Source organism: Stutzerimonas sp. FeSN7 (genome assembly GCF_030263795.1).
Lineage (GTDB): Bacteria > Pseudomonadota > Gammaproteobacteria > Pseudomonadales > Pseudomonadaceae > Stutzerimonas > Stutzerimonas stutzeri.
Genome location: NZ_JARPMN010000001.1, coordinates 1246341 through 1272674 on the forward strand (window position 1 = coordinate 1246341; position 26334 = coordinate 1272674).

Sequence of the window (26334 nt, forward strand, 5' to 3'; positions counted from 1 at the left end):
GGGGCTCGTGTCAGCCCTGGGCGGCGTGCTCGAAGGTGGTCAGGCGTTCGGCGGTCCGGCTGTCCATGTACTGCTGCAGGCGTGCCGTTTCGGCGGCTTGCAGGAACAACCCGAGCTTGGTTCGGCGCCAGAGAATGTCGTCAACCGTAAGCGCCCATTCCTCGACGATCAGGTAATCCACCTCGCGGGCATACAGCCCGGCGCCGAAGCATTCGCCGAGATCCTGAATGCGCTCGGTGCCCTTTAGCAGCAGCCAGCTGCGCGTGCCGTAAGTGTTCGTCCAGCGGCGGGCGACCGGGCCGGGGAGCCATGGGTAGCTGGCGCAGAGGGCATGGGCCAGAGTGGATGGATCATCGAAATGTTCGCCGCCGGGTAGCGTTGCTCCGCGGGTCCAGGCGCCTTTCATTTCCGGAAGCAGCGGTGCCAGCTGGGCCAGGGCTGCTTCGGCGAGCTTGCGGTAGGTGGTGAGCTTGCCGCCGAACACCGAGAGCAGGGGTGCATCGCTGCCGCCGTTGTTCAGTGTCAGGGTGTAGTCGCGGGTGATGGCCGATGGTTGGTCTGACTCGTCATCGCACAGCGGGCGGACGCCGGAGTAGCTGTGGCGGATGTCTTCACGGGCCAGCTGGTGTGTGAAGTGCGCATTGACGATGTCCAGCAGGTAATCGATCTCGCCGTCGGCGATCTGCACCCGGGTCGGGTCGCCGTGATACTCCTGATCGGTGGTGCCGATCAGGCTGAACTGCCCGAGATAGGGAATGACGAAGACGATGCGCCGATCCTCGTTCTGCAGGATATAGGCATGGTCCCCATCGTAGAGCTTCGGCACCACGATGTGGCTGCCCTGAATCAGGCGCATGCCGTGCGGGGAGCGTTGGCGAAGCTGTTCATCGAAGAAGGACGCCACCCAGGGACCGGTGGCGTTCACCAGGGCGCGCGCCCGGATGGAAAAGCGGCTGCCGTCGTCGCGTTCCAGGTGCAGGTGCCACAGCCCCTTGCTGCTGCGTGCGCTGACGCAACGGGTGCGGGTGTGGATATGCGCGCCCTGCTCACGGGCGGCCATGGCGTTGAGCACCACCAGGCGGGCATCGTCGACCCAGCAGTCGGCGTATTCGAAGCCGTGGCTGATCTCGTGCTTCAGTGGGCTGTCGGCGCCGAAGCGCACGCTATGCGAAGCGCCTAGCTTCTCGCGCTTGCCGAGGTGGTCGTAGAGGAACAGGCCGGTACGGATCATCCAGGACGGGCGCAGGTGCGGTCGGTAGGGCAGCACGAAACGCAGTGGCCGAATGATGTGTGGCGCCTTGGCCAGCAGTACCTCGCGCTCGGCCAGTGCCTCGCGCACCAGACGCAGTTCGTAATGCTCGAGGTAGCGCAACCCGCCATGTATCAGCTTGCTGCTGGCCGACGACGTGTGCTCGGCCAGGTCGCCCTGCTCGCAGAGGAAGACTGTCAGGCCACGACCTGCGGCGTCTGCCGCAATTCCCGCGCCGTTGATGCCGCCGCCCACAACGGCCAGGTCGTAGACTTCCGCGAGCGGTGCAAGAAGAGGATGATTCATGGGCGCTTGTGACTACCGAACGTTGATCCGTTACGTTACCGCCATTCATCAATCATTAGCACTACAAAGCCATGACACCCGCCATCGACCTGTTGAAAAAAGCCCGCGCCGAGCATCGTGTGCACAGTTACGAGCACGACCCGAAGTCCGCCTCCTATGGTCTGGAGGCCGCCGAGAAACTGGGACTCGAGCCCGCGCAGGTGTTCAAGACGCTGCTCGCCTGCACCGAGAAGAACGAGCTGCTGGTGGCCGTGGTGCCGGTGGCCGGCACGCTGGATCTGAAGGCACTGGCCCAGGCTGCGGGGGCGAAGAAGGTGGAAATGGCCGACCCCATGGCCGCGCAGCGGGCCACCGGCTATCTGGTGGGCGGCATCAGCCCGCTGGGGCAGAAGAAGCGCCTGCGCACCTTTATCGACAGCTCCGCACAGGCGCAGCCGAGCATCTACGTAAGCGCCGGCCGGCGCGGGCTGGAAGTGGAGCTGGCACCGGCAGTGCTGGCCGAGCACACGAGCGCAGCGTTCGCCCCCATCGGCCGCGGCTGACGGCGTATCAGGCTTGAGCGGCGGCGATGCGCTGCAGCAGCGCCACTGCCTCGCTCGCACCCATCATGCGCGCCGCCGCCAGAGGCGTGGTGCCTCCGGCATCGGTCGCATGCAGGTCGGCGCCCTGCGCCACCAGCCACTCGACGATCGCGGTGTGATTGAACATGGCGGCCATCATCAGTGCGGTCTTGCCGTCTGCGCAGGGGCTTTCGACATCGGTGCCTCGCTCGACGAGCAGCCTGACCATCGGCAGGTCACCCTTGAACGCGGCGCCCGCCAGCGGCGTATGGCCGCGGCGGTTAGCCAGTTGCGCATCGGCGCCGTGGTCGAGCAGTACGCTGGTGGCGGCAAGGCGGCCATGGTAGCTGGCCAGCATCAGCAGGCTGTCGCCAGCATGATTGCGCAGGTCCGCCGGCATGCCCTGGCTGAGCAGGTAACCGAGCCTGACGCTGTCACCGATGCGTGCGGCATGAAACACATGCTCGGCGAACGCCAGCGTGGCGTCATCCAGTTCTGCGGGGCTTGTTTGCGCTTGCATCGCATTCCTCCAGGCAAGATCGGCGGGCGCCGTGTTGGCAGCCATTGTCTGCACGCCGTCCAGGGCGCTCCAGGCAAGCCTTTCTATGCCTCGGATAGAGACGCTTGATACCGCCGCTCCGTAGGCCGCGGCAGTTGCGCTCTGGGCGGACGCAGGAAGGCGACCTGTGGCAGTATCGGCGCCTTATCACCTGGCCATCAGAACGATGAAACCCGAAGACCTCGAACGCCTGGTCACTCAGACGATGCCCTATGGCAAGTACAAGGGGCGCCTGATTGCCGATCTGCCCGGCCACTACCTCGGCTGGTTCGCCCGTGTCGGCTTTCCGCCAGGCAGCCTCGGCCAGCTGCTGGCGCTGATGCACGAGATCGACCACAACGGCCTGTCCGCGCTGCTGGAACCGTTGCGCCGCGGCAGGACGCAGCGGCGTTAGCCTCGCCTTCGGGCCGGATTACTGTTCGGTCTCGGCACGCAGGGCTTCCAGCGCGGGCGCGGCATAGATGCCGACGTCCACAGCCAGCTCCAGCAGCCGTGACACGTCGCAGGTGTAGACCAGTACCGCCTGCAGCTCATCGTCCAGCGGCTCACTGAAATCCACCAGCACGTAACCGCCTTTCTCGGGATAGAGGCTGCTCAACTGCACCTGGATGCGGTTCAGCGCGGCCAGCGGCTCGGTCTTGGCGAGCTGCTTGGGCTTCAGCACGAAGCTGACGCTCTCGCCGAAAGACGCGACGATCTGGCTGAACAGATCCTGGTAGTCATCTGCCTGGAACAGCACCGTGTCCGGCAGGCTGCCCACCACTACCCATTCGCCCAGCGGAATGGGGAAGCTGTCGTCATAGTTGATGTCCGGATTGGCCTCCAGAAAGGCCTGCGGATCGGCATAGGCCTGGGCGGCTTCATCCGCGATCCGAGCGATTTCTTCATCGGTCATGCAACCGGAGCTGATGAGCGTAAGCAGCTCGGCGAGTTGATCTTTCATGGCTGATCCTGAGGTGGGGGCGGGCAAGGATAGCCAACCTCGTCGCCTTGTGCGCGACCAGCGTGATTCTCCCAGAGGCCACTTCGTCAGCTATATGCAAACGAGTTCTAAGCTTATTCTGTTTCTAGAGGTCAGCCCGGCCGATGTGATAGCGTTTTCATGCGACAAGCTGCCGCATACCGCCAACAGAACAGAGCGTCGCGCGACGACGCCGGGTAGCGGACAGCATAACCACAACAGCTGATGAGGCGCTTTTCATGAACTCCACTCACTGGCCCCTGGCCGGCGTGGCTGCGTTGTTGCTGACGATGCAGGCACAGGCCGCCGACGGGCAGACGATCTATGCAGAAGGGGGTGCCAACCCAGCCGCCATGGCCTGCGCGACCTGCCATGGCGCCGATGCGATGGGAATGGCAGCGGCGGGCTTTCCGAGACTTGCCGGAATCGCTGCGGGCTACAGCCGCAAGCAGCTCGAAGACTTTCGTTCCGGTGCGCGCAGCAACCCGATCATGCAGCCGATAGCCGCTGCGCTGACGGATGAGGAGATGAATGCCGTCGCAGCGACCCTGGAGGCCATGCCGGCTCCGACCTTCGCTGCCACCAGCCGAGCAGAGAAGGCCGAAGGCGTCGGCGCACGCCTGGCGCTGCGCGGCGCCTGGGAGCGCAACATTCCCGAATGCGTGGCCTGCCATGGCCCCGCAGGCATGGGTGTCGGCGCGAGCTTCCCGCCACTGGCCGGACAGTCGGCCCAGTATCTCGGCGCTCAGCTCAACGCCTGGCGCCAGGGCACGCGCAAGAACGATCCGAATGATCTGATGGGACATATCGCTCGGGCGATGAGCGACGACGAGGTTCAGGCCGTAGCCGGGTATTTCGCCGACCTCGGGCAGAAGGAGACCGGTCAATGAATACGCATCTGCTTCCTACGCTGCTGGCGCTGTCCGTGAGTGGCGCGGTGCTGGCCGCCGAGATCAAGATGGACGATCAGTCCCAGCTGACTCAGAAGGCGACCAAGGGTGCCAGTGAGCGCTACTTCCAGCCGCCCCAGGAAAAGGACCTGCCGAGCAACGCCTATGGCGAACTGGTTCAGCAGGGGCGAGCCATCTTCGTCGACACGCAGAAGCATGCGGCCGAGTACGTCGGCAACGGCATGAACTGCACCAACTGCCACCTGGATCAGGGCCGCAAGGCCAACTCCGCGCCGCTGTGGGGCGCCTATCCGATGTATCCGGCCTATCGGAAGAAGAACGACAAGGTCAACAGCTATGCCGAGCGGGTGCAGGGCTGCTTCCAGTTCAGCATGAACGGCACGCCGCCGGCAGCGGACAGCCACGTCATCAATGCACTGACGGCCTACTCCTACTGGTTGTCCACCGGCGCTCCCACAGGTCAGGAACTGCCGGGGCGGGCGTATCCGGAAGTCCCGCAGCCGGAAGGCGGTTTCGACATCGCCAAGGGCAAGCGAGTCTATGCCGAGCAGTGCGCGATCTGCCACGGGGACAACGGCCAGGGGCAGAAAGCCGGAGATGGTTATGTGTTTCCACCGCTGTGGGGAGCGGACTCGTTCAACTGGGGCGCCGGCATGCACCGAATCAATACCGCAGCGGCCTTCATCAAGGAGAGCATGCCGCTCGGCAAGGGCGGCACCCTCAGTGATGCCGACGCCTGGCATGTCGCGGCCTACATGAACAGCCATGAGCGCCCGCAGGATCCGCGTCTGATCGAGGGTTCGGTGGAGAAGACGCGGGAGAAGTACCACGCCAACGATGGCATCAACCTCTATGGCCAGCAGGTCGATGGCGTGCTGCTCGGGCAGGGCGTCAAATAGCGCTGCAGGCTACGCTGTGAACAGAAGAGGGCGCCAAGTGGCGCCCTCTTCATATTCAGACCGTGTAGTCACGAGGTTATGCGCCGAATGGCTTAATTACAGCGATTGTAATCTGCGCAATGTTACGGATTCTTTCAGCTTTTCATGCACAATAGCTGCCATTACAGATCACGAGAAAGCGTAGCGAGCGAAGGCCGGACAAGGCGAAACGCGGAGGAGACAGCAGCGTTTACCGGTGGTGAACGAGGATTTCTGCCCGCTTTCAACGCAGCCCGACCCACAGTGCAGCAGCTTGCCCGAGTCTGGTTAAAGAGGCGCTGGAATGATCGTGGTTGGCCAAGGCTAGCCGCCGTACCGTCCCACCGTCAGTACGATCAAGCCCTATTCGAGAGGAACGACTGTGTACAACGTCGTCATCAGCGGTACCGGCCTTTACACCCCTGCCAGCAGTATCTCCAACGACGAACTGGTGGAGTCCTTCAATACCTACGTTCACCGCTTCAACAGCGAGAATGCCGCGGCCATCGAGGCCGGTGAGGTCCAGCCGCTGGCCGAATCCAGCTCTGCCTTCATCGAGAAGGCCTCCGGCATCAAGAGCCGCTACGTCACCGACAAGGCCGGCATCCTCGACCCCGAGCGCATGGTTCCGCGCATTCCGGAGCGCAGCAATGACGAGTGGTCGATTCTCTGCGAGATGTCGGTCAAGGCAGCGGAAGAAGCGCTGGCCCGCGCCGGCAAGACGGCGGCCGATATCGATGGCGTGATCGTCGCCTGTTCCAACCTGCAGCGCGCCTATCCGGCCATCGCCATCGAGGTGCAGGCCGCACTCGGCATCAAGGGTTTCGGCTTCGACATGAACGTCGCCTGCTCGTCTGCGACCTTCGGTATCCAGAACGCGGTCAACAGCATCAAGCTCGGCCAGGCCCGCGCCATCCTCATGGTCAACCCCGAAATCTGCACCGGGCACATGAACTTCCGCGACCGCGACAGCCACTTCATCTTCGGCGACGCCTGCACCGCGGTCGTCATCGAGCGTGAAGACCTGGCCACCTCCGCGCATCAGTGGGAGGTGCTCAGCACCAAGCTGGTGACCGAATTCTCCAACAACATCCGCAACAACTTCGGCTTCCTCAACCGCACCGCCGAAGAGTACATGAGCAACCCGGACAAGCTGTTCATCCAGGAAGGCCGCAAGGTCTTCAAGGAAGTCTGCCCGATGGTGGCGGAGCTGATCGGCGAGCACCTGAGTGAGAACGGCATTGCGGTGGAGTCGGTCAAGCGCTTCTGGCTGCACCAGGCCAACCTGAACATGAATCACCTCATCGTGCGCAAGCTGCTCGGTCGTGATGCCACCGAGGAAGAAGCGCCGGTGATTCTCGACACCTACGCCAATACCAGTTCGGCCGGCTCGGTGATCGCCTTCCACAAGCATCAGGACGACCTGCCCAGCGGCAGCCTGGGCGTGCTCAGCTCGTTCGGCGCCGGTTACTCGATCGGCAGCGTGATCCTGCGCAAGCGCTGATCGTGGGAGACGACCGTTCGTAGGCCGGGCTGCAGCCCAGCTATGGCGATCAGCCGGTCAGCTCACGCATTCGCTGCAGCACGGCGTTTATGCCGTTGCTGCGCGAAGGCGACAGTTGCCGTGACAGGCCGAGGCTCGCGAACCAGTCGGCCATGTCCACCTGGGTCAGTTCATTCGCATCCAACCCATTGACGCGCGCCAGCAGCACGGCCAGCAGGCCGCGAATGAGCCGGGCGTCGCTGGCGGCGCGGAAGTGCCAGCGGCCATTCTGGCAATGGCCTATCAGCCAGACGTGACTCTCGCAGCCGGCGACGCGGTTGGTCTCGCTGCGTTCGCCATCGTTCACCGGCTCCAGCCGTTCTCCCCACTGCATCAGCAGGCGTGCGCGCTGCTCCCAGCCAGGCGCCTGGGCGAAGGTCGCCAAGGCCTCGCGGGCGGCGTCGGGCAGTTCACTCATCGCAGCAGCTCCAGGGCCTGGTCCAGCGCATCGAAGAAGCGCTGCAGATCGTTGTGGTCGTTGTACAGGCCGAGCGAGACGCGCGTGGCGCCATCCAGGCCGAGATGCTTCATCAGCGGCATGGCGCAGTGATTGCCGCTGCGCACGGCGATGCCCTGTTCGGTGAGCAGGTGACCGAGATCGGAATGGTGCACACCGTCGACAACAAAGCTGGCCAGCGCGACCTGCGGCGAGCCGAGCAGACGAATGCCGCTGCGCTCGGCGAGGCCGGCGAGCAACAGATCGTGCAACGCCTGTTCATGGCGGCCGATCGCGGTGGTGTCGAGGTCGGCGAGATAGTCCAGCGTGGCGCCCAGCCCGATCACGCCGGAAATTGGCGGTGTGCCGGCCTCGAAACCCAGTGGCGCGGCGTGGAACTCGGCACTCTGGTAGTCGGCGACTCGCACCATCTCGCCGCCGAACTGCCAGTGACGCAGCTGCAGCAGGGATTCGCCGCGGCCATAGAGCGCGCCAACGCCATCCGGGCCATAGAGCTTGTGGCTGGACAGCACATAGAAGTCGCAGCCCAGTGTGGTCATGTCATGGCGCCCGTGGACCACACCTTGTGCACCGTCGACGACGGTCAGCGCACCCTGCGCCTTGGCCAGGTGCAGCAGCTGGTCGAGCGGCTGCCAGCAGCCGAGCACGTTGGACAACTGACTCACCGCCAGCAGCCGCGTGCGCGGCCCGATGAGGCCGGTGGCCGCGGCGAGGTCGATACGCCCGGAGGCATCGATGGGCAGTACCTGCAGCTTGGCCGCTCGACGTTTGGCTAGCTGCTGCCAGGGCAGCAGATTGGCGTGATGCTCGAGGGCGCTGATGACGATCTCGTCGCCGGCTTCGATCAGGTGTTCCAGACCGTAGGCAAGCAGGTTGAGCGCTTCGGTCGCGCCACGGGTGAACACGATTTCGGTCGGGCAGGCGGCATTCAGCCACTTGGCGACTTTGATACGGGCGTCTTCGTAGGCACGGGTGGCGCGTTCGGCAGGTTGGTGCTGGGCACGGTGCACATTGGCCGCACCGCAGGTGTAGTAGCCGCTGAGGGCGTCGATCAGCGCCTGCGGCTTCTGGGCCGTGGCGGCGCTGTCGAGGTAGGTCTGGCCTTGCGCTTCGAGTACCGCCAGAGCGGGGAAGTCGGCGCGCCAGGGGGAGAACAGGGCCATAAGCGGCAAGCCTCGTGCAGCAGGGGATGCGGCAAGGCAGGCGCTCATGGCTCGCAGCTTGCCGCTGCTCCTGCGTCAGTTATGCGCGTGCAGCGCCTCGTTCAGCTCGATGGCCGACTTGTGGGTCTTGCATTCCACGGTGCCGGTCTGCGAGTTGCGGCGGAACAACAGGTCGCTCTGCCCGGCCAGATCGCGAGCCTTGACCACTTTCACCAGCTGATCGTTCTCGTCGAGCAGGCTGACCTTGGTGCCTGCGGTGATGTACAGACCGGACTCCACGGTGTTGCGATCGCCCAGCGGAATGCCGATGCCGGCGTTGGCACCGATCAGGCAGCCTTCGCCAACCGAGATGACGATGTTGCCGCCGCCGGACAGGGTGCCCATGGTCGAGCAGCCACCGCCCAGGTCCGACCCCTTGCCGACGAACACGCCGGCCGAGACGCGGCCTTCGATCATGCCCGGGCCTTGGGTACCGGCATTGAAGTTGATGAAGCCTTCGTGCATCACCGTGGTGCCTTCACCCACATAGGCGCCGAGGCGCACGCGCGCGGTATCGGCGATGCGCACGCCGGCCGGCACCACGTAGTCGGTCATCTTCGGGAACTTGTCCACCGAGAAGACTTCCAGCAGCTCGCCCTTCAACCGCGCTTCCAGTTGGCGCTCGGCCAGTTCGGCGAGATCCACGGCGCCCTGGTTGGTCCAGGCGACGTTGGGTAGCAGCGGGAAGATGCCGGTCAGGTTCAGGCCGTGCGGCTTGACCAGACGATGGGAGATCAGGTGCAGCTTGAGGTAGGCCTCGGGCGTCGAGGTCAGGGCTGCGTCTTCGGCCAGCAGGGTAACCACCAGCGGGCGCTGGCTTTCTGCCAGACGGGTCAGCAGGGCATGCTGGGCGGAGTCCAGCGGCTTCAGCGCGTCGGCCAGCTGCGCCGCCTGGGTGGTGGTGATGGCGATCGCCTGATTGCCACCGGCGTAGCCGAGCAGCGGGGCGATGGCAGCGACCAGTTCGCCGGCCGGCTGCAGCAGGGGCTGGGCGTAGAAGACTTCCAGCCAGTCACCCTGGCGGTTCTGGGTGCCGACGCCAAAGGCGAGGCTGAAGAGCGTTGCAGACATGAGATTATCCTTTTTCGATGGCCGCGCCTTGAGGCGGGGCTGCTGTCAGTTCGGCGCCGCCACTGCGGCAGCGTAAAGATCGGGCTTGAAGCCGATCAGGGTTCTATCGCCCAGATCGAGTACCGGGCGCTTGATCATCGACGGTTGGGCCAACATCAGCTCGATGGCCTGGGCCTGGTCAAGATCGGCCTTGGCAGCGTCGTCCAGCTTGCGGAAGGTGGTGCCGGCACGGTTGAGAACGGTCTGCCAGCCGTGTTCGTTGCACCAGGCTTCCAGATGGGCGCGGTCGATGCCGGCGCTCTTGTAGTCGTGGAAGTCGTAGTCCTGCCCATGTTCGTCGAGCCAGGTACGGGCCTTTTTCATGGTGTCACAGGCTTTGATTCCGTATAGGCGCAACCGCTGATCAGCTTCGGACATAGGGCAACTCTCCAAGACTCCTGCAATACTGGACGGCGGATTATGCCACGCCTCGTCTGCCGATGGAGGCGGAGCGTGGCGTTGTTGCCCGCATCGTCCTTGGGGCGGCGTCTGGGTGTTCGTAGCTCAGTCTCGTCCCGTTGCGCCCAGGGCATGCTGGATCGCCTGCACATCCTGAGGCCGCACCACACGCCCCAGCTCCTGGCCTCTGTCCAACAGAATCAGCGTAGGCCACAACTTGACCCGGAATGAGCGTCCGAGCGGTCGGCCCGGGCCGTCTTCTATCTTCAGATGGCGGATGCCCGAGCGGTCGGTCAGCGCCTTGCCAATCAGCAGCTGGGCGGCGCGGCAGTGGCCACACCAGGCGGTGCCGAATTCCAGCAGCACGGGGCCTTCCAGCGCGTCCACCTCGGCGCGGCTCGGTTCAATGTTCGCGTAGTGTTCGGTCATTTCCACTTGGGCAGCCCTCCGGATTGCGCGTAAAGGTTCGAGCCTGCCGCGGCAACGTCGTTCAGCCGGCGCTCTCGACCTTTTACGCGAGTGCTGTTGTCCATTGATGACAATCGCAACGGTGAGGTGACAAATAATGGCACGCAAGCATTTCGAGAAGTTCGAGGCGATTTCTTCGGCCGTGCCTGCCGAGGATGCATTCGAGGCAGTGATCGCCATCAAACGGCGCGACAGCGATGAAGACGTGCATGTGTTCAAGGTCGCCGACGGTCGTCGCTACGACCTGGCCTCGGAAGCGGACGCCATTGCCGAGGCCGCGTTGACTAAAGTTATAGAGGTCAGCGACGAGGGTCAGCTGATCTGGGAAGAACATGCCATCTGAAAGGGGGCAGCCTCATGAACGAGCATGACGAGCGGACCGAACGGCAACACGGCGAGGCGCATCCCGAGCCGCGCGAAGAGCATCCGGGTGCGGACATTCCGGAGCACATGAAGCCGGAGAACCTGGAGAAGCTGCGCGACTACGGCAAGGACATGATCCCGCCTGGCGTGGCTTGAGGGATCGTCAGGCCGGGCGGTCGGACCGCCCGGTGCGCTGTCAGAGCGTTTCGATGAAGTGGCGAATTCGCTGTGCTGCTTCGATGCATTCAGCTAGCGGTGCGACCAGCGCCATGCGCACGCGTCCGGCACCCGGAGAGGCACCATCCACCTCGCGTGACAGGTACGACCCGGGCACCACGGTGACGTGCTCGCGGGCGAAGAGCTCACGGGTGAATTGCTGGTCATCCATCGGCGTTTTCGGCCAGAGATAGAAGCCACCGTCCGGGCGCTGCACGTCCATCACCGGCGCGAGGATGTCCAGCACCGCGTCGAATTTGGCTCGATACAGCTCGCGATTGGCGCGCACATGTATCTCGTCGTTCCAGGCGGCGATGCTCGCCAGCTGGGTCTGCACCGGCATGGCGCAACCGTGATAGGTACGGTAGAGCAGGAATGCCTTGAGGATTTCGGCATCACCGGCGACAAAGCCCGAGCGCAGGCCTGGTAGGTTCGAGCGCTTCGACAGGCTATGAAACACCACGCAGCGCTTGTAGTCGTTGCGGCCCAGTGCAGCGCAGGCGCTGAGCAAGCCTGCAGGGGGATTGGCCTCGTCGAAGTACAGCTCGCTGTAACACTCGTCGGCGGCGATGACGAAGTCGTGCTCGTCCGCCAGGGCGATCAGCTTCTGCAGTGTTTCCAGCGGTACCAGCGCGCCGGTCGGGTTGCCTGGCGAGCAGAGGAAGAGGATCTGACAGCGCTGCCAGATTTCCGCGGGCACGGCGTCGAAATCCGGGTTGAAGCCGTTCTCTTCGAGGCACGGCAGGTAGTGCGGCGTGGCTCCGGCGAGCAGCGCTGCGCCTTCATAGATCTGATAGAACGGATTGGGGCTGACCACCAACCCATTGGCGTTGCGATCGACCACGGCCTGGGTGAAGGCGAACAGTGCTTCGCGTGTCCCGTTCACCGGCAAGACATGGCGCGCCGCGTCCAGCGCCTCGGCAGCCAGGCCGAAACGCCCTTCGCACCAGCGCGCGATGGCTTCGCGCAGCGCAGGAATGCCGAGCGTGGTCGGATAGACCGAGAGTTGGTCGAGGTTGTCCGCCAGCGCCTGGGCGACGAAATCCGGCGAATGATGCTTGGGTTCGCCGATCGACAGGGCGATGGCGCGCTTGTCCGCAGGCGGTTGGACGCCGGCAAGCAGCGTGCGCAGTTTCTCGAACGGGTAGGGATGCAGCAGATTCAGGGCGTTGTTCATGAGTGCTGTTCTTTCAGGATGAGCGCGGCGAACGCCCCGCATTCGTTGTTTCAGTCGTCGCGTCCGCCGCCATAGTAAGCGCAGCCGCGCAGGGTCTGGCCGTCCAGACGAAGTTCGGCGCTCAGATGGCTGACGGTCCCGCTGGCGCTGTCGACGCAGCGCTGCGGTGCGACCCAGAGATCCAGCTGCTGTGCATTGGCCTCGCTGGTGAAACTGAGTTGACCGCCGGGCAGTTGCTCCTGCAGGTAAGGCAGGGCAACCGGTTCCTGCCCGGGGCGGGTCAGCAGCATGCCGCGAGAGGTCACGTTGACGGTCCAGCCCGGCTCATGGCCACTGGCGCGTAGGATCAGGTGCTTGAAATTCTCCTCGCCGCAGCCGTGGCCTTCGCGCTGCAGGCGATAGACACGGGTCAGCGCGAACTGGCCGGTCTCGTTCGGCCTGGCCTGGCTGAGCGTGCCGCGCAGGTCGGCGAACAGGCGGTCCTGCCGGCCGATCACCAGCGCCTGGACCTCTTCCTGCAAGCCTGTCTTTCCCTCGAGCAGGTTGAGCATCCGCTGGCCCTGGCAGCTCTGGAACTGCAACTGGCCATCGACCTGGCGCAGCTCGCCTTGCAGGCGCTCGGTGGCTACTCGCGAGGGTGCCCGATCAGCAAAGAAGGATTGGCAGCCGGCCAGGGACAGCAGCAGCGCGATCAGCAGGGAGCGTGAAAGGGCCATCGGTGAACTCGGAGAGGTTGCGGGGCGGCGACCGCGATGGCCGCCGTGATGGATCAGTTGCCTTTGACGGTCTTGCCGCCAACGCTGCCCTCTTCGAGCATGATCTGGTACTCCTTGCCGTCCTTTTCCACCTGATGCAGGCGGACCAGCAGGTAATCCCAGTCCTTGGCGAACCAGAGGATGGTTTCACGCTTGCTCTGGGTCGGGTCGCGCACGCGCTCGACCTTGATCGCATCGACCTGACCGGCCTTGGTGCTGACCTTCTCCTGGCCGAGCACGCGGAAGTCGTAGGTTTCGATTTCGTCGCCATCCACGACCTGGTAGCTCATGCTCTTCTTGCCGGCTGCCACTTCATGCTGCAGTGCCACCTGGTAGGTGGACTTGTCCAGCAGGCCGACGTGCAACGGCAGCTTCACCGGCTCGCCGCGGTCGCTACCCTCGACCACCTTGTTGTCCCAGTCGAAACGGTGCTCGACACGCTTGCCCTTGCCCAGACCGCTGCGCTTGAGGCGATAGGACTGCGGCAGGAAGGTGTCGCCTTCGGTACGGAATGTGCTGCGCTCGTTGAGGCTGGCGACCAGCATGGAGGCGTCGAAGTCCAGCCGCCAGCTGCCATCGTCCAGTTGCTCGAGGCTGCGCTGGGCGGTGCCACTGACCGGTACCTGTTTCCAGTCGGCGGTGTAGCTGGCGGAGAAGGGCTTGAGCTCCAGGGCCTGGACCGGAAGGGCCAGCACGGCGAGAGCAAGCAGCAAGGCGCGACGCATGGTATCTCCTAGATTTTGATCTGATAGCCGGAGACCGGCAGGGTGACGCCGTCCAGCATCGCGCCTTGTTCGGCGAGGCGCAAGCGCCCCTCGGCGAACCAGCGCATGGCCAGCGGGTAGATCTGGTGTTCGGCCACATGCACCCGCTGGGTCAGACTTTCGATGTCGTCGCCTGGTTTGACCTGCAGGGCGGCCTGGAGGACCACCGGGCCGCCGTCCAATTCCTCGGTCACGAAATGCACGCTGCAGCCATGCTCTGCATCGCCCGCCTCAAGCGCGCGGCGATGGGTGTCGAGCCCCTTGTACTTGGGCAGCAGCGACGGATGGATGTTGAGCAGGCGGCCGTGGTAGTGACGGACAAAGCCAGGGCTGAGGATGCGCATGAAGCCCGCCAGGATCACCAGATCCGGGGCATGGGCGTCGATCAGTTCCATTAGCGCGGCATCGAACGCCTCGCGGCCATCGAACGCCTTGTGATCCAGAACGGCGGTGGGGATGCCGGCGCCCTTGGCCCGGGTTAGGCCGAAGGCATCGGCGCGGTTGGCAATCACGGCGCGAATGCGCGCCGGGTTGCCTTCGTGCTGGCTATCGATCAGTGCCTGCAGGTTGCTGCCGGACCCCGAAATCAGCACCACTACGTTGCAGGTCGTGCCCATCAATGCTGTTTCAGGTTGTTCAGTACGACGCGTTCCGCGCCTTGCGCTGCAGTGGCGATCTGGCCGATGACCCAAGGTGCCTCACCGGATGCGCGCAGGTTGGCCAGGACGGACTCGACCTGCTCCTGAGCCACGCAGATGACCATGCCGACGCCGCAGTTGAGCACGCGGTGCATCTCGTGTTCGTCGACGTTGCCCTTTTCCTGCAACCAGTCGAACACCGCCGGGCGATTCCAGCTGGCGACATCGATCACCGCCTGGGCACCTTCGGGCAGCACGCGCGGGATGTTGTCGAGCAGGCCGCCGCCGGTGATGTGGGCCATGGCCTTGACCGCCCCGGTATCCTTGATCAGCTTGAGCAGCGGCTTGACGTAGATGCGGGTCGGTGCCATCAGCAACTCGGTGAGCGGCTTGCCGGCCAGCTGGGTGTTCTCGATATCGGCACCGGCCACCTCGATGATCTTGCGGATCAGCGAATAACCGTTGGAGTGCGGGCCGGAGGAGGGCAGCGCGATGAGGGCATCACCGGCCTGCACCTTGGAGCCGTCGATGATCTCGCTCTTCTCCACCACGCCGACGCAGAAGCCGGCCAGGTCGTAATCCTCGCCTTCGTACATGCCCGGCATCTCGGCGGTTTCGCCACCCACCAGGGAGCAGCCGGCCAGTTCGCAACCGGCGCCGATGCCGGTGACCACGGTGGCGGCCACGTCGACGTTGAGCTTGCCGGTGGCGTAGTAGTCGAGGAAGAACAGCGGCTCGGCGCCACAGACCACCAGGTCGTTGACGCACATGGCGACCAGATCCTGACCAATGCTGTCATGCTTGTTCAGGTTCAGCGCCAGACGCAGTTTGGTACCGACGCCGTCTGTGCCGGAGACCAGCACGGGCTGCTTGTAGCCTGCCGGGATTTCGCACAGGGCGCCGAAGCCGCCCAGGCCGCCCAATACCTCAGGTCGTGCGGTGCGTTTGGCCACGCCCTTGATGCGTTCGACCAGCGCTTCGCCTGCATCGATGTCGACGCCAGCGTCCTTGTAGCTGAGGGAGGGTTGCTTGCTCATAGAATCCGGGCCTGTGAAAGGAGTGCGGGTGTCGACCGGTTGGTTGCTGCATGCGTGCTCGTGAAAACGCCGCCGGCGGCTCGGCTGTCTCGAGGAAGCCGGGCAGGCCCGCTGGCATTTCCCAAGGCCCGAATGCCGGGCGTGAGAGCGCCGGAACCGGTCTGCGGAAAGCGCGCGATTTTATCAGGCTTGCCGCATAGCGGCCATCCCGCAACGCTATCGGTGCCGCCTGACGGTTGGTGTGTCTGTGAGGTAGGCGGTTGCCGCCTCTGGGCCGCCTGTTTAAGGTGTAGCGTCCTGTCGCCCCACAATCCTGCCCCGGCTTGCCTGCGAGAATCGATCATGCGCCTTATCTACCGTTCACTCATCCTGTGCCTTGCGCTGGGCATGGCATTGCCTAGCCAGGCCGAACAGCTCAGAGGCCTGTATCAGGTGCATGAGGCCGTCTCCGGGCAGCAGGCGCAGGAGCGCGCTGCCGCCCTGCAGCGGGCATTCGACACGCTGCTGCTGCGCCTGACCGGCGACGCCGAGGTCGGCAAGCGCCAGGCTGTTGCCGCCCTACGCGAAGATCCGCAACAACTGATCAGCAAGTATGGTTATGAAGGAGAGCATATCGTCGTCGACTTCGACCCCGGCACTACAGAGCGCAGCCTGCGTCGCGCCGGCGTAGCGCTGTGGGGGGCGAATCGGCCGAGCGTGCTGGCCTGGTGGCTGAACGAGCGGGTCGAAGGCACCCAGTTGCTCGGCGACGGCCAGGACAGCGCTGCGCCGTTGCGTGCCGCTGCGCAGCATCGCGGATTGCCGTTGCGCCTGCCGTTGGCCGATCTGTCCGAGCAGCTGCTCGCCACGCCCGAAGCGTTCGGCGCGAACAGCCAGCAGACGCTGGGCGAGGCCTCCGAACGCTACGATGCCGATGTGCTGTTGGCGGTGCACGCACGCGAAGGCGACTCCGGCTGGCAGGCACAGTGGAACGTGTGGCTCGACGATGGTCAGCGCGATGGCAAGGCGGAGGGTGAAAACCTCGAGGCGCTGGCTGACGCGGTGATGCTGGCGGTCAGTCAGTATCTTGCGCCGCGTTATGTGGTCGCGCCGGGCGCCGCTTCGGATATCACCCTGGAGATCATCGGCGCCGACGTGGCGCGCTTCGCTGAACTGGATCGCCTGCTCGAACCCTTCGGCGGCAGCCTGCTACGGGTCGAAAGCGATCGCCTGGTCTACCGTGTCAACGCCAGCCCCGAGCAGCTGCGTGCGCAGCTGTCGCTGGCACGATTGCACGAGGTCAGCGAGGACGAGCTGCCACTGGATGCGCGGCAGCCGATGGGCGAAGGGCCGGAAGGCACTGAACCCGCCCAGCCGCCAGCAGACTCCCAGGGCGGCACGGTGCTGCGCTTCCGCTGGTGATTCGCCTCCCTGCGATCGAGCCCCAACCGAGACAACTGTCCTGCAAGGAAGCCATCGAGCATGACCATGAATGATTCGAACCGCTGGCTGTGGCTGGCGGGCCTGTTGCTGTGCATCTGGCTGGTGTATCTGCTGACCCCCATCCTGACGCCGTTTCTGATCGGCGTTCTGCTGGCCTATCTGGGCGATCCGCTGGTCGATCGCCTGGAGCGCTGGGGGCTGTCACGCACCTGGGGCGTCATTGCCGTATTCGCGTTGTTCAGCCTGCTTTTGCTGGTGTTGTTGCTAGTGCTGGTGCCTATGCTGGGCAAGCAGATGGTCAGGCTGTATCAATTGGCGCCACTGGCTCTGGATTGGCTGCAGCACGTGGCGTTGCCGTGGGTCCAGACGCAATTCGGGTTGGAAGACGGCTTCTGGCAGCTCGATCGGCTCAAGGCGGCCTTCACCGCGCACCTGGGCAGCACCACCGATGTGCTGGGCATGATTCTGAGCCGCGCCACCGCTTCCAGCCTGGCGCTGCTGGCCTGGATCGGCAATCTGCTGCTCATCCCTGTGGTCAGTTTCTATCTGTTGCGCGACTGGGACCTCATCATGCTCAAGCTGCGCAGTCTGCTGCCGCGCAAGCGGGAGGGCATGGTGGTGCGGTTGATGAGCGAATGCCACGAGGTCATCGGCGCGTTCCTGCGTGGTCAGCTGCTGGTGATGCTGGCGCTGGCGATTATCTATGCCTCCGGCCTGATGCTGGTGGGGGTCGAGTTGGGGCTGCTGATTGGCGTGTTGGCCGGGCTCGCCAGCATCGTGCCCTATATGGGGTTCGTCGTCGGCATCGGTGCAGCGGTAATCGCCGCGCTTTTCCAGTTCGGACTGGCGCCTTATCCGCTCATCGGCGTGGCGGTTGTGTTTGCCGTGGGGCAGATGCTCGAAGGCATGCTGCTGACGCCACTGCTGGTGGGCGATCGCATCGGGCTGCATCCGGTCGCGGTGATCTTCGCCGTGCTCGCCGGTGGGCAGCTGTTCGGTTTTACCGGTGTGCTGCTGGCGCTTCCGGTGGCAGCGGTGATCATGGTTCTGCTGCGCCACGTGCACGATCTCTATAAACTCTCAGACCTTTACGCCGAGCCCGCCGGTGCACCGGCCGAACCACCCGGTCAGCCATGAAACCCATCCAGCTTCCCCTGGGCGTCCGCCTGCGCGACGACGCCACCTTTGGCAACTTCTACCCGGGCGCCAATGCTGCGGCGCTCGGCTATGTCGAGCGCCTGTGTTCGCCTGCCGCGGGGTGGTCCGACGAGCTGATCTATCTCTGGGGGCAGCCGGGCGTCGGTCGCAGCCACCTGCTGCAGGCAGCCTGCTTGCGGGTCGAGGAGCGCGGCGAGCTGGCCGTCTATCTGCCGCTGGCCGAGGTTGCCGAGTATGGACCGGCATTGCTGGACAACCTGGAGCAAAGCGAGCTGGTCTGCCTGGACGACCTGGATGCCGTGGCTGGCGACGCCATCTGGGAAGAGGCATTGTTCCATCTGTTCAACCGGCTGCGTGATGCGGGGCGGCGCTTGCTGCTGGCGGCCGATGCGTCGCCGCGCGAGCTGGCCATCAAGCTGCCCGATCTGCAGTCGCGATTGAGTCTGGCTCTGGTGTTCCAGCTGCAGCAGCTTTCCGACGAGGACAAGCTGCGGGCGTTGCAGTTGCGCGCCTCGCGCCGCGGCTTGAACTTGCCGGACGATGTCGGTCGCTTCATCCTGACCCGCGGCTCGCGCAGCATGAATGCACTGTTCGAATTGCTGGACCAGCTGGATCAGGCGTCGCTGCAGGCACAGCGCAAGCTGACCATCCCCTTCCTCAAGGAAACCCTGGGCTGGTAGAGGATTGGCGGGCGCGCATCGCTGCGCTTCCGCCGTCCGTTCAGGCCTCGCCGGCGGCCTTGCGCTCGTATTGATAGCTCCAGCGCGTATACAGCAGCGCCGCGACGAAGAGCGTCAGGCTGATGGCCGCTTCCAGCACGCCGTAGATCATTCGTGCCGGATCGATCGCGGCGAGCACGCCCTGGATGAAGTACAGGTTGACGATAAAGCAGGTCCAGGCATGCGCGCGCGGGCTGCCGGCCAGCATGCCGGGCGCCACCAGCGCCAGCGGTATGAGCTGGATGCTGAGCACGACCCAGATGCGTGCGCCGTGCAAGTCGGCGAATGCAAGGTTCCATACGGCCAGCAGCGCTGCCAGGCCGAAGAAGCTGGCAAGGCTGATCACCCGGCTGGATTTCACCCGGGGGGCGAGCCACTCCAGCGGTGGCAAGGGTTTGCGCTTCTTAGCCACGCTGGGTCTCCAGCTGCTGTGCGGTGCGCGCCAGGCGCTGCCCCAGGGCGCGACAAAGCGCGATTTCATGTTCGTCCAACAGCCGCTTGCCATCCGCGCCTGCATGGTGGCTCGGACCGTACGGAGTGCCGCCACCGCGCGTTTCCAGCAGTGCGTTCTCGCTGTAGGGCAAGCCGAGCACGAGCATTCCGTGATGCAGCAGAGGCAATAGCATCGACAGCAGGGTGCTTTCCTGGCCGCCATGCAGGCTTGAGGTCGAGGTGAAGACACCGGCCGGTTTGCCAACCAGTTCACCGGTCAGCCACAGGCTGCTGGTGCCGTCGAGGAAGTACTTCATCGGCGCTGCCATGTTGCCGAAGCGCGTCGGGCTGCCAAGGGCCAGGCCCGCGCAATTCTTCAGATCTTCCAGGGTCGCATACAGGGCACCTGCATCGGGAATGGCCGGGGCGACCGCTTCGCATTCAGTGGACACGGCGGGCACCGTGCGCAGGCGTGCTTCCAGGCCGGCCATTTCCACGCCGCGGGCAATCTGCCGGGCCATTTCGGAGGTGGCGCCGTGACGGCTGTAGTAAAGCACCAGGATATAGGGCGTGCTCACGGCAGGATCTCCAGCACTCTTTCCGGCGGGCGACCGACGATCGCCTTGTCGCCTGCCACCAGGATTGGGCGCTCGATCAGCCGCGGGTGTTCGACCATCGCCTCGATGAGCTCAGCTTCGCTGAGTTCGGGATTGGCCAGCGCGAGGCTCTTGTATTCATCCTCGCCGGTGCGCAGCAACTGGCGGGCGGAGAGCCCCAGCTTGTCGAGCAACGCACGCAGTTGCGCAGCGGTCGGTGGCGTTTCCAGGTAGCGCACGATGGCAGGTGTCAGCCCGCGGGTCTTCAGCAGCTCCAGCGCGCTGCGCGATTTGGAACAGCGCGGATTGTGGTACAGAGTGAGTTCGGTCATTTGTAGTTGCGTCAGGCCGGATGAGGTGGCCATTCTAACCCTCAAAGGGACGCTGGCCGAAATCTGGCGCCTCGCCAGCTCCGGGCACGCTTGTCTCGGGCTGTGGTCGTAAGCGCTGTCGCGCCAATGGCTGCAACAGCCCAGTAAGGAGAAGGGATGCATCAGCGCATCGACAACACGTTCGAGTTCGGCCGTTTCCTGGTTCGGCGCTTTATGGCCGATCAGGGACCGCAAAGCGCTGCGGCGCTGACCTACACCACGTTGTTCGCCGTGGTGCCGATGATGACCGTTACCTTCGCAATGCTCTCGGCAATCCCGGCATTCAAGGGGGTTGGCGAGCAGATCCAGTTCTACATCTTCAACAATTTCATTCCGTCCACCGGGGCGACCATTCAGGAATACCTGCTCGCCTTTACCAGCCAGGCGCGCCAGCTCACCTGGTTCGGTGTGGGATTTCTGATGGCCACGGCGTTGATGATGCTGCTGACCATCGAAAAGGCGTTCAACACCATCTGGCGCGTCCGCCAGCCGCGCCGAGGCGTCTCCAGCTTTTTGCTCTACTGGGCCATCCTCAGCCTTGGCCCGCTGCTGCTGGGCGCCGGTTTTGCCACCAGCACCTACATCGCCTCGCTGTCACTGATCTCCGGGCCGTATGCGCTTATCGGCGTCGGTACGCTGATCAAGGTGATGCCGCTGCTGCTGAGCGTGGCGGCGTTCACTCTGATCTACGCCGCTGTTCCCAACACCCGGGTGCCGCTGCGGCATGCCCTGGTGGGTGGGGTCTTCACTGCGGTGCTGTTCGAGGCGGCGAAGCAAATGTTCGGTGTCTATGTCAGCTACTTTCCGAGCTATCAGCTGATCTACGGCGCTTTCGCGGCGGTGCCGCTGTTTCTGTTGTGGATCTACCTCTCATGGATGATCGTGCTGTTCGGCGCGGAACTGGTCTGTGGTCTTTCCTCGTCGCAACAGTGGCGCCGACGCCCACTGCCGCGTCTGCTGGTGATGCTGATGCTGCTGCGCAACCTGCACGAGCGGCAGCAGGAGGGGCGCGAGCTGCATCTGCGTGATTTGCACAAGGCGGGGCTCAGGCTGCCGGAGGACGAGTGGGACGACATCCTGGGCTTCTTCGAGCAGGAGCAGCTGGTCTGTCGCACCGGGTCCGGTGGCTGGGTGCTGTGCCGCGATCTGAATCACTACAGCCTGGATCAGCTGCTGCGTTGCAATCCCTGGCCGCTCTCGGCGCGAGTCGAGCTACCGGAGCAGCTCAATGAGCCCTGGTACCCGACATTGCGCCGCTCGCTCGAATTGCTGCAGCAGGAACAGGCCAATCTGTTCGGCGGCAGCCTGGCGGACTGGCTGCAGGCGAACGGTGACAAAAAACGTCAGTAACGGAAGGAATGCGCAGGCCCAGATATCAACGGCGTTCATGGGCGCTCGATTTCCCTGCGCTGGGACGCGCGCAGCCACGCGTGCGGCCGGACGGCTCAACGCTGGCACGCTTCTGGCTATAACCTGGATAGTTGAGAGGACGGCCTGATGAACGGCAAGCGCAGCACCATTCTTTATCTGCACCAGCGAGCGCCCGATGCGGCGCTCGAGGCGTTGAATCGTCTGACCGGTCTGCGCTTTACGCAGTGGCCCGAATCATTGGTCGATCGTGCCGATGCGCTGACTGGAACCACAAGTGCCGATGCGGTATGCCAGTCGGAAAAGCCGAAGGTGGTCAGCGGCTGACTTCAGGCCTGGATGGCCTGTTTCTGCGCAACGGGCTCGACCGGGTGCACGAACAGCTCTTCGACGATTACCGCCGTGACCGCCGCGGCAGGGCGTATATGAATCTGCAGATCCTCGATCTTGTGCCGAACTGGCAGTCGCGCGACGCCTGATAGCAGGATCTTGCCGGCGCCGTCGGTGCGTCCGTGGTCTACGGCCGCTTCGCGAAGCTGCTGGCCATCGCGGTACTTGGCAATGAGCGACACCGTCAACCCTGGATGCCCCTGCAGTTGCAGCCAGCTTGCAACGTTGTATTCGGCGACGCGGCCCTCATAGGTGGTCAGCGCGATGACGGCTTGTTCGACGATGCGTGCGGGTACGGTACCGATCAGTTTGTCGTGATGTTGAGACATGGCTTCGCTACTGGCAGGCGGTGATGGGTGCGGAATTATAGGCAGCGCACCCCTGGCAAAACTGTGCACTTGGCCGCCGCACCACGTGACCCGACTCGCATAACGACAAAAACGCGCCGGTAACTTGGCGCCTTGGGTGGCTCCGTCAGGATATGGTGCGGTTGAGGTGCCCTTGCGGCGAGGGAGGCGGTATGCTCTGCCTTGTGTGTAGGGGATAGCCACCATGACCAGACCGCTCGCTTCGCTCCTTCTATGTTCCTGCCTGTTCCTGTCGGCCTGCGATAACGGCTGGGGTGTCGATCAGCATGGGCGCGAAATCACCGCGGCGCAGTTGCAGGGGCGTTGGCTGCTGATCAACTACTGGGCCGAATGGTGCGGGCCGTGCCGAACCGAGATCCCCGAGCTGAATGCATTGTCCGAGGCCGATTACGGGCTTGAGGTGCTGGGGGTCAACTTCGATGAGCTGCGTGGCGAGGAGCTCGCCCAGGCAGCCGAAACCCTGGGAATTCGGTTTCGCGTGCTCAGCGATGATCCGGCCGAGCGTCTGCAGTTGTCCCGTAGCGAAGTGTTGCCCGTTACCTATCTGGTGGACGACAGGGGCACCGTCCGCCAGCGCCTGGTGGGTGAGCAGACCGCCGAAGGAATCCTGGCGCATCTGGCTCGCCTGAAAGACCAGTGAAGCCCGGTCAGGGTTTGACGTACCAGAAATCCTGCCAGAAACCGATCACCTTGGCCGGGTAACGATTTTGGCCGAGGCTGCCGTTGTAGCGCGCCAGCGCCCGATTGATGTCGCCCTTTTCCTTCTGCAGGTAGTAGCTGAGGATCGTGCAGCCATAGCGCAAGTTGGTTGCATTGTCGGTGAGGTTGTCCTGGGGGCGTCCCAGTTCAGCTTTCCAGAAAGGCATCACCTGCATCATGCCTTGCGCACCGACGCTGGAAATGGCGAAGCGGTCGAAGCGGCTTTCGGCATGAATCAGCGCCAGCACCAGTTCCGGCTTCAGTCCGGCCTTGCTCGCCTCCCGATGGACCAGCCTCAGCAGCGACAGGCGCTCCTCGGCGTCCGGGACATAGCGTTTGAGCCGCCCGGACATGTCGACCAGCCAGACCTCGGCATCGAAGCGATCCTGAAAGCTGTCCGCCTCGGCGACCGTACGCTGCATCAACTCGCGCAGTTCCGGTTCCGGAGCCTGGCGAATGTTGGCCGCCGCCGGCAGCGCGCCGAGCAGCAGCAATGCGAGCACGATACCGCGCAGCTTCATCGTGCTCAGTTCCCGTCGTTGCCTTCGATCAGGCTTTGCAGGAACTGCTGCTGCAGCTCCGGATCGTTGCGTGTCAGCTCGATCAGGCTCTGCTCCAGTTCGCTGGCTTCTTCTTCCAGGCCCAGCTCCGACAGGCGACGAACGCGATGTACCCACTGTGCCACATCGTCGCCCTCGAGATCGTCGAAGATCAGGTCATGGGCTTCCTGCAGCTTGCCGCGCAGCTTGTGGCTGACCAGTAGCGTGGCGTCGGCACGGGTGCCGTCCTGAGCGTCTTGCACGGATAGCTGCAGCTTGCCTACCTGTGAGATGTCTTGGTCGGCGAAGGGCCCGTCGAGAAGGTTCAGGCGCAGCACGCCGAATCTGTCCGTCGACAGTTCATGCGTATGCGGACCGGCGACAACCAGAACCGGGCGTTCGGCCCAAGGCAGGCTGGTGTATTCGAGGCGTGCGTCCCTGCGTTGTTCATTGATGCTGGCAAGGTTCTGCTGCGAGCGACCGTTGGATTCGACGTTCATGAACGGGTTCATTCCGGCGAAGCCGTAGCTGATCCAGCCGCGAGTCGCCTGCTCGGGCAGATTGCCGAGCAGCACCACGTTGAGCACATTGGCCCCGACGCCTGCCACCACCGCGACTGCACCCAGCGGGATCTCGTACAGCTCACGCCAGGGCTGGTAGGGCGTGTAGCGATCATAACGACGGGTGACTTCGAAGTCGGTCACTTCGAACGTCTTCTGCTCCTGCACACGAATTCGCCGTTGTGGCAGCTCGAGTACCTGCGGTTCGCCAAGCTCGATGCGAAGGCTGTGGTCGAGCAGCTTGCGCTCGGTGCGGGCCTCATGCTCACTACGCTGAGGCAGGTGATTGGCGCAGCCGCCAAGCAGAAGCGCCGCACAGAGCGCGGCGCTGGTTGAAGCGACAAGATGTCGGTTGAGCATGGTTTCCGATCAGCGATGAGCACGCGAGTTGATGAAGGACAGGATTTCCGATGCGGCGACCGGCTGCGGCTGGGCATCGCGGCGATGCTTGTACTCCAGCATGCCGTCTGCCAGCCCGCGATCACTGACGACGATACGGTGCGGGATGCCGATCAGCTCCATGTCGGCGAATTTGACGCCGGGACTGGTCTTCTTGTCACGATCGTCGAGCAGGACTTCGTAGCCGGCTGCGGTGAGTTCGGCGTAGAGCTTGTCGGTGGCTTCGCGAACCGCCTCGGTCTCGTACTTCATCGGTACCAGCGCAATCTGGAATGGCGCCAGGGCGTCCGGCCAGAGAATGCCGCGCTCGTCGTAGTTCTGCTCGATGGCCGCAGCCACCACGCGGGAAACCCCGATGCCATAGCAGCCCATGATCAGGGTCGCCGGCTTGCCGTTCTCGCCCATGACCTGGCAGTTCATCGCTTCGCTGTACTTGGTGCCGAGCTGGAAGATATGACCCACTTCGATGCCGCGCTTGATCACCAGGCAGCCCTTGCCGTCCGGGCTCGGATCGCCAGCCACCACGTTGCGCAGGTCAGCAACCTGCGGCAGCGGCAGGTCACGTTCCCAGTTCAGGCCGAAATAGTGCTTGTCGTCGACGTTGGCGCCGGCAGCGAAATCCGCCATCAGGGCGACGGAGCGATCGACCACGCATTGAACCGGCAGCTTCAGTGGGCCCAGCGAGCCAGGACCTGCGCCGATGGCGGCACGGATCTCGGCTTCCGAGGCGAATACCAGCGGACTGGCGACCTGCGCCAGATTGGCGGCCTTGATCTCGTTCAGTTCATGGTCGCCGCGTACGATCAGGGCGACCAGCTGGCCTTTCTCGACGCCGTGCACCACAAGCGTCTTGACGGTTTTCTCGATGGCCACGCCGAACTGCTCGACCAGCTCGATGATGGTCTTGGCATCCGGTGTATCGATCAGGCGCAACTCTTCGCCAGGGGCTGCGCGTTCGGTTTCGCGCGGGATGGCTTCGGCCTTCTCGATGTTGGCCGCGTAGTCGGAGGAATCGCTGAAGGCGATATCGTCCTCGCCGGATTCGGCCAGTACATGAAATTCGTGGGAGCCGGTGCCGCCGATGGAGCCGGTGTCGGCCTGCACCGGACGGAAGTTCAAGCCTAGGCGGGTGAAGATGTTGCAGTAGGCCCGATGCATCCGGTCGTAGGTTTCCTGCAGCGACTCCTGATTCAGATGAAAGGAGTAGGCATCCTTCATCAGGAACTCGCGCCCACGCATGAGCCCGAAGCGCGGGCGGATCTCGTCGCGGAACTTGGTCTGGATCTGATAGAAGTTGATCGGCAGCTGCTTGTAGCTGTTCAGCTCATTGCGCGCCAGATCGGTGATGACTTCCTCATGGGTCGGGCCGACACAGAACTCGCGGTCATGGCGATCCTTCAGGCGCAGCAGCTCCGGTCCGTATTGCTCCCAGCGACCGGATTCCTGCCAAAGTTCGGCCGGCTGGATGGCGGGCATCAGGACTTCCAGCGCGCCTGCCTTGTTCATTTCCTCGCGAACGATGGCCTCGGCCTTGCGTAGCGCTCGCAGCCCCATCGGCATCCAGGTGTAGAGGCCGGACGCCAGCTTGCGGATCATTCCGGCACGCAGCATCAGCTGGTGACTGATCACCACCGCATCGGAAGGGGTTTCTTTGAGGGTCGAGAGCAGGAACTGACTGGTGCGCATGTGGCCGTTATGTCCTTGCAGAGGCTGGAATTAGG

33 protein-coding genes are annotated in these 26334 nt (G+C 64.0%); 13 read left to right on the plus strand and 20 right to left on the minus strand.

The annotated features are described in order from the left end of the window. Window positions 1–10: 10 nt before the first annotated feature. Window positions 11–1555: a glycerol-3-phosphate dehydrogenase gene (gene glpD / locus P5703_RS05690; RefSeq protein ID WP_049341508.1), complete on the minus strand. Its 1545-nt coding sequence runs from the start codon at window positions 1553–1555 to the stop codon at window positions 11–13. A gap of 71 nt (window positions 1556–1626) precedes the next feature. Here glpD and ybaK point away from each other — a divergent pair, with 71 nt between their 5' ends. Further along, window positions 1627–2097, plus strand: coding sequence for a Cys-tRNA(Pro) deacylase (gene ybaK, locus P5703_RS05695; RefSeq protein ID WP_011913951.1), 471 nt, complete (start codon window positions 1627–1629; stop codon window positions 2095–2097). Between the two features lie 7 nt (window positions 2098–2104). On the opposite strand, the gene P5703_RS05700 is transcribed toward ybaK, so the two are convergent. Then, a complete protein-coding gene (locus tag P5703_RS05700; protein WP_197861001.1) occupies window positions 2105–2635 on the minus strand; it encodes an ankyrin repeat domain-containing protein in 531 nt (176 codons plus the stop codon). Window positions 2636–2840: 205 nt separating this feature from the next. Here P5703_RS05700 and P5703_RS05705 point away from each other — a divergent pair, with 205 nt between their 5' ends. Then, window positions 2841–3068: a DUF3820 family protein gene (locus P5703_RS05705; RefSeq protein ID WP_026006463.1), complete on the plus strand. Its 228-nt coding sequence runs from the start codon at window positions 2841–2843 to the stop codon at window positions 3066–3068. 18 nt (window positions 3069–3086) lie between these two features. Here the strand turns inward: P5703_RS05705 and P5703_RS05710 are convergent, their stop codons facing one another. After that, window positions 3087–3617, minus strand: a complete 531-nt coding sequence (locus P5703_RS05710; RefSeq protein WP_125921066.1) for a hypothetical protein — start codon at window positions 3615–3617, stop codon at window positions 3087–3089. A 257-nt stretch (window positions 3618–3874) separates the two neighbouring features. Here P5703_RS05710 and P5703_RS05715 point away from each other — a divergent pair, with 257 nt between their 5' ends. The 3 genes from P5703_RS05715 to P5703_RS05725 all read left to right on the plus strand — a co-directional run bounded on the left by P5703_RS05715 (window position 3875) and on the right by P5703_RS05725 (window position 6967). After that, window positions 3875–4525, plus strand: coding sequence for a c-type cytochrome (locus P5703_RS05715; protein WP_125875356.1), 651 nt, complete (start codon window positions 3875–3877; stop codon window positions 4523–4525). Beyond that, on the plus strand, window positions 4522–5445 hold the full coding sequence (locus P5703_RS05720) for a c-type cytochrome (RefSeq protein ID WP_048329596.1): 924 nt from the start codon (window positions 4522–4524) through the stop codon (window positions 5443–5445). Before P5703_RS05715 ends, P5703_RS05720 begins: the two co-directional genes overlap by 4 nt. 400 nt (window positions 5446–5845) lie before the next feature. Beyond that, complete coding sequence (locus P5703_RS05725) at window positions 5846–6967, plus strand: beta-ketoacyl-ACP synthase III (RefSeq protein WP_013983461.1); 1122 nt, start codon at window positions 5846–5848, stop codon at window positions 6965–6967. 49 nt (window positions 6968–7016) lie between these two features. On the opposite strand, the gene P5703_RS05730 is transcribed toward P5703_RS05725, so the two are convergent. The 5 genes from P5703_RS05730 to P5703_RS05750 form a co-directional block, all read right to left on the minus strand. Next, a complete protein-coding gene (locus P5703_RS05730) occupies window positions 7017–7424 on the minus strand; it encodes a SufE family protein (protein WP_095460489.1) in 408 nt (135 codons plus the stop codon). After that, window positions 7421–8626, minus strand: coding sequence for an aminotransferase class V-fold PLP-dependent enzyme (locus tag P5703_RS05735; protein ID WP_095460488.1), 1206 nt, complete (start codon window positions 8624–8626; stop codon window positions 7421–7423). Before P5703_RS05735 ends, P5703_RS05730 begins: the two co-directional genes overlap by 4 nt. Before the next feature lie 75 nt (window positions 8627–8701). Beyond that, window positions 8702–9736 (minus strand): 2,3,4,5-tetrahydropyridine-2,6-dicarboxylate N-succinyltransferase, encoded by a 1035-nt coding sequence (gene dapD, locus P5703_RS05740; protein ID WP_063539739.1) that lies wholly within the window; start codon window positions 9734–9736, stop codon window positions 8702–8704. A 45-nt stretch (window positions 9737–9781) separates the two neighbouring features. Next, entirely contained in the window at window positions 9782–10153 is a 372-nt protein-coding gene (locus P5703_RS05745; protein ID WP_108242100.1) for an ArsC family reductase, read from the minus strand. Between the two features lie 126 nt (window positions 10154–10279). Next, the gene (locus tag P5703_RS05750) at window positions 10280–10609 is read right to left on the minus strand and encodes a thioredoxin family protein (RefSeq protein WP_108242099.1); all 330 of its coding nucleotides are present in this window, start codon (window positions 10607–10609) and stop codon (window positions 10280–10282) included. Window positions 10610–10739: 130 nt separating this feature from the next. On the opposite strand from P5703_RS05750, the gene P5703_RS05755 reads away from it, so the two are divergent. Together P5703_RS05755 and P5703_RS05760 are read left to right on the plus strand one after the other, a co-directional pair. Next, window positions 10740–10985, plus strand: a complete 246-nt coding sequence (locus tag P5703_RS05755) for a hypothetical protein (RefSeq protein WP_003299068.1) — start codon at window positions 10740–10742, stop codon at window positions 10983–10985. A 14-nt stretch (window positions 10986–10999) separates the two neighbouring features. Then, window positions 11000–11161: a hypothetical protein gene (locus P5703_RS05760; RefSeq protein WP_014597247.1), complete on the plus strand. Its 162-nt coding sequence runs from the start codon at window positions 11000–11002 to the stop codon at window positions 11159–11161. 40 nt (window positions 11162–11201) lie between these two features. On the opposite strand, the gene dapC is transcribed toward P5703_RS05760, so the two are convergent. Genes dapC through purM form a run of 5 tightly spaced genes read right to left on the minus strand, consistent with a single transcriptional unit; the run spans window position 11202 to window position 15592 of the window. Then, a complete protein-coding gene (gene dapC / locus P5703_RS05765; RefSeq protein WP_279640982.1) occupies window positions 11202–12398 on the minus strand; it encodes a succinyldiaminopimelate transaminase in 1197 nt (398 codons plus the stop codon). A gap of 50 nt (window positions 12399–12448) precedes the next feature. Next, window positions 12449–13114 carry a COG3650 family protein gene (locus tag P5703_RS05770; RefSeq protein ID WP_014597245.1) on the minus strand — a complete coding sequence of 222 codons (666 nt, stop codon included), beginning with the start codon at window positions 13112–13114 and terminating at the stop codon, window positions 12449–12451. Between the two features lie 53 nt (window positions 13115–13167). After that, on the minus strand, window positions 13168–13878 hold the full coding sequence (locus P5703_RS05775) for a DUF3108 domain-containing protein (protein ID WP_011913935.1): 711 nt from the start codon (window positions 13876–13878) through the stop codon (window positions 13168–13170). Between the two features lie 8 nt (window positions 13879–13886). Beyond that, window positions 13887–14534, minus strand: coding sequence for a phosphoribosylglycinamide formyltransferase (purN, locus tag P5703_RS05780; protein ID WP_014597244.1), 648 nt, complete (start codon window positions 14532–14534; stop codon window positions 13887–13889). Then, window positions 14534–15592 carry a phosphoribosylformylglycinamidine cyclo-ligase gene (purM, locus tag P5703_RS05785; protein ID WP_049341496.1) on the minus strand — a complete coding sequence of 353 codons (1059 nt, stop codon included), beginning with the start codon at window positions 15590–15592 and terminating at the stop codon, window positions 14534–14536. The genes purN and purM overlap by 1 nt, the downstream gene beginning before the upstream one ends. Window positions 15593–15934: 342 nt before the next feature. Between purM and P5703_RS05790 the strand changes: the two genes are divergently transcribed. Genes P5703_RS05790 through hda form a run of 3 tightly spaced genes read left to right on the plus strand, consistent with a single transcriptional unit; the run spans window position 15935 to window position 18852 of the window. Beyond that, window positions 15935–16993 (plus strand): DUF2066 domain-containing protein, encoded by a 1059-nt coding sequence (locus P5703_RS05790; protein ID WP_279640983.1) that lies wholly within the window; start codon window positions 15935–15937, stop codon window positions 16991–16993. Window positions 16994–17053: 60 nt separating this feature from the next. Then, complete coding sequence (locus P5703_RS05795) at window positions 17054–18151, plus strand: AI-2E family transporter (RefSeq protein WP_279640984.1); 1098 nt, start codon at window positions 17054–17056, stop codon at window positions 18149–18151. Further along, window positions 18148–18852, plus strand: coding sequence for a DnaA regulatory inactivator Hda (hda, locus tag P5703_RS05800; protein ID WP_279640985.1), 705 nt, complete (start codon window positions 18148–18150; stop codon window positions 18850–18852). Before P5703_RS05795 ends, hda begins: the two co-directional genes overlap by 4 nt. Before the next feature lie 40 nt (window positions 18853–18892). Here the strand turns inward: hda and P5703_RS05805 are convergent, their stop codons facing one another. Genes P5703_RS05805 through arsC form a run of 3 tightly spaced genes read right to left on the minus strand, consistent with a single transcriptional unit; the run spans window position 18893 to window position 20251 of the window. Beyond that, window positions 18893–19303 (minus strand): DUF2069 domain-containing protein, encoded by a 411-nt coding sequence (locus P5703_RS05805; RefSeq protein ID WP_011913930.1) that lies wholly within the window; start codon window positions 19301–19303, stop codon window positions 18893–18895. Then, window positions 19296–19901, minus strand: coding sequence for an NAD(P)H:quinone oxidoreductase (gene wrbA, locus P5703_RS05810; protein ID WP_011913929.1), 606 nt, complete (start codon window positions 19899–19901; stop codon window positions 19296–19298). Before wrbA ends, P5703_RS05805 begins: the two co-directional genes overlap by 8 nt. Continuing rightward, window positions 19898–20251: an arsenate reductase (glutaredoxin) gene (arsC, locus tag P5703_RS05815; RefSeq protein ID WP_020308467.1), complete on the minus strand. Its 354-nt coding sequence runs from the start codon at window positions 20249–20251 to the stop codon at window positions 19898–19900. Before arsC ends, wrbA begins: the two co-directional genes overlap by 4 nt. 156 nt (window positions 20252–20407) lie before the next feature. Here arsC and P5703_RS05820 point away from each other — a divergent pair, with 156 nt between their 5' ends. Then, the gene (locus tag P5703_RS05820; RefSeq protein WP_014597239.1) at window positions 20408–21640 is read left to right on the plus strand and encodes a virulence factor BrkB family protein; all 1233 of its coding nucleotides are present in this window, start codon (window positions 20408–20410) and stop codon (window positions 21638–21640) included. A 147-nt stretch (window positions 21641–21787) separates the two neighbouring features. Then, entirely contained in the window at window positions 21788–21985 is a 198-nt protein-coding gene (locus P5703_RS05825; RefSeq protein WP_014597238.1) for a hypothetical protein, read from the plus strand. Window positions 21986–21987: 2 nt separating this feature from the next. Here P5703_RS05825 and P5703_RS05830 read toward each other — a convergent pair whose 3' ends face one another. Further along, window positions 21988–22377, minus strand: coding sequence for a hypothetical protein (locus tag P5703_RS05830; protein ID WP_014597237.1), 390 nt, complete (start codon window positions 22375–22377; stop codon window positions 21988–21990). A 223-nt stretch (window positions 22378–22600) separates the two neighbouring features. Between P5703_RS05830 and P5703_RS05835 the strand changes: the two genes are divergently transcribed. Continuing rightward, a complete protein-coding gene (locus P5703_RS05835) occupies window positions 22601–23056 on the plus strand; it encodes a TlpA family protein disulfide reductase (protein WP_279640986.1) in 456 nt (151 codons plus the stop codon). 7 nt (window positions 23057–23063) lie between these two features. Here P5703_RS05835 and P5703_RS05840 read toward each other — a convergent pair whose 3' ends face one another. The 3 genes from P5703_RS05840 to P5703_RS05850 are packed head-to-tail and all read right to left on the minus strand — an operon-like array spanning window position 23064 to window position 26299. After that, complete coding sequence (locus P5703_RS05840) at window positions 23064–23636, minus strand: lytic transglycosylase domain-containing protein (RefSeq protein WP_011913924.1); 573 nt, start codon at window positions 23634–23636, stop codon at window positions 23064–23066. A 5-nt stretch (window positions 23637–23641) separates the two neighbouring features. Continuing rightward, a complete protein-coding gene (locus P5703_RS05845) occupies window positions 23642–24574 on the minus strand; it encodes a hypothetical protein (RefSeq protein ID WP_020308468.1) in 933 nt (310 codons plus the stop codon). Between the two features lie 9 nt (window positions 24575–24583). After that, window positions 24584–26299, minus strand: coding sequence for a proline--tRNA ligase (locus tag P5703_RS05850; protein WP_279640987.1), 1716 nt, complete (start codon window positions 26297–26299; stop codon window positions 24584–24586). Between the last annotated feature and the right edge of the window lie 35 nt (window positions 26300–26334).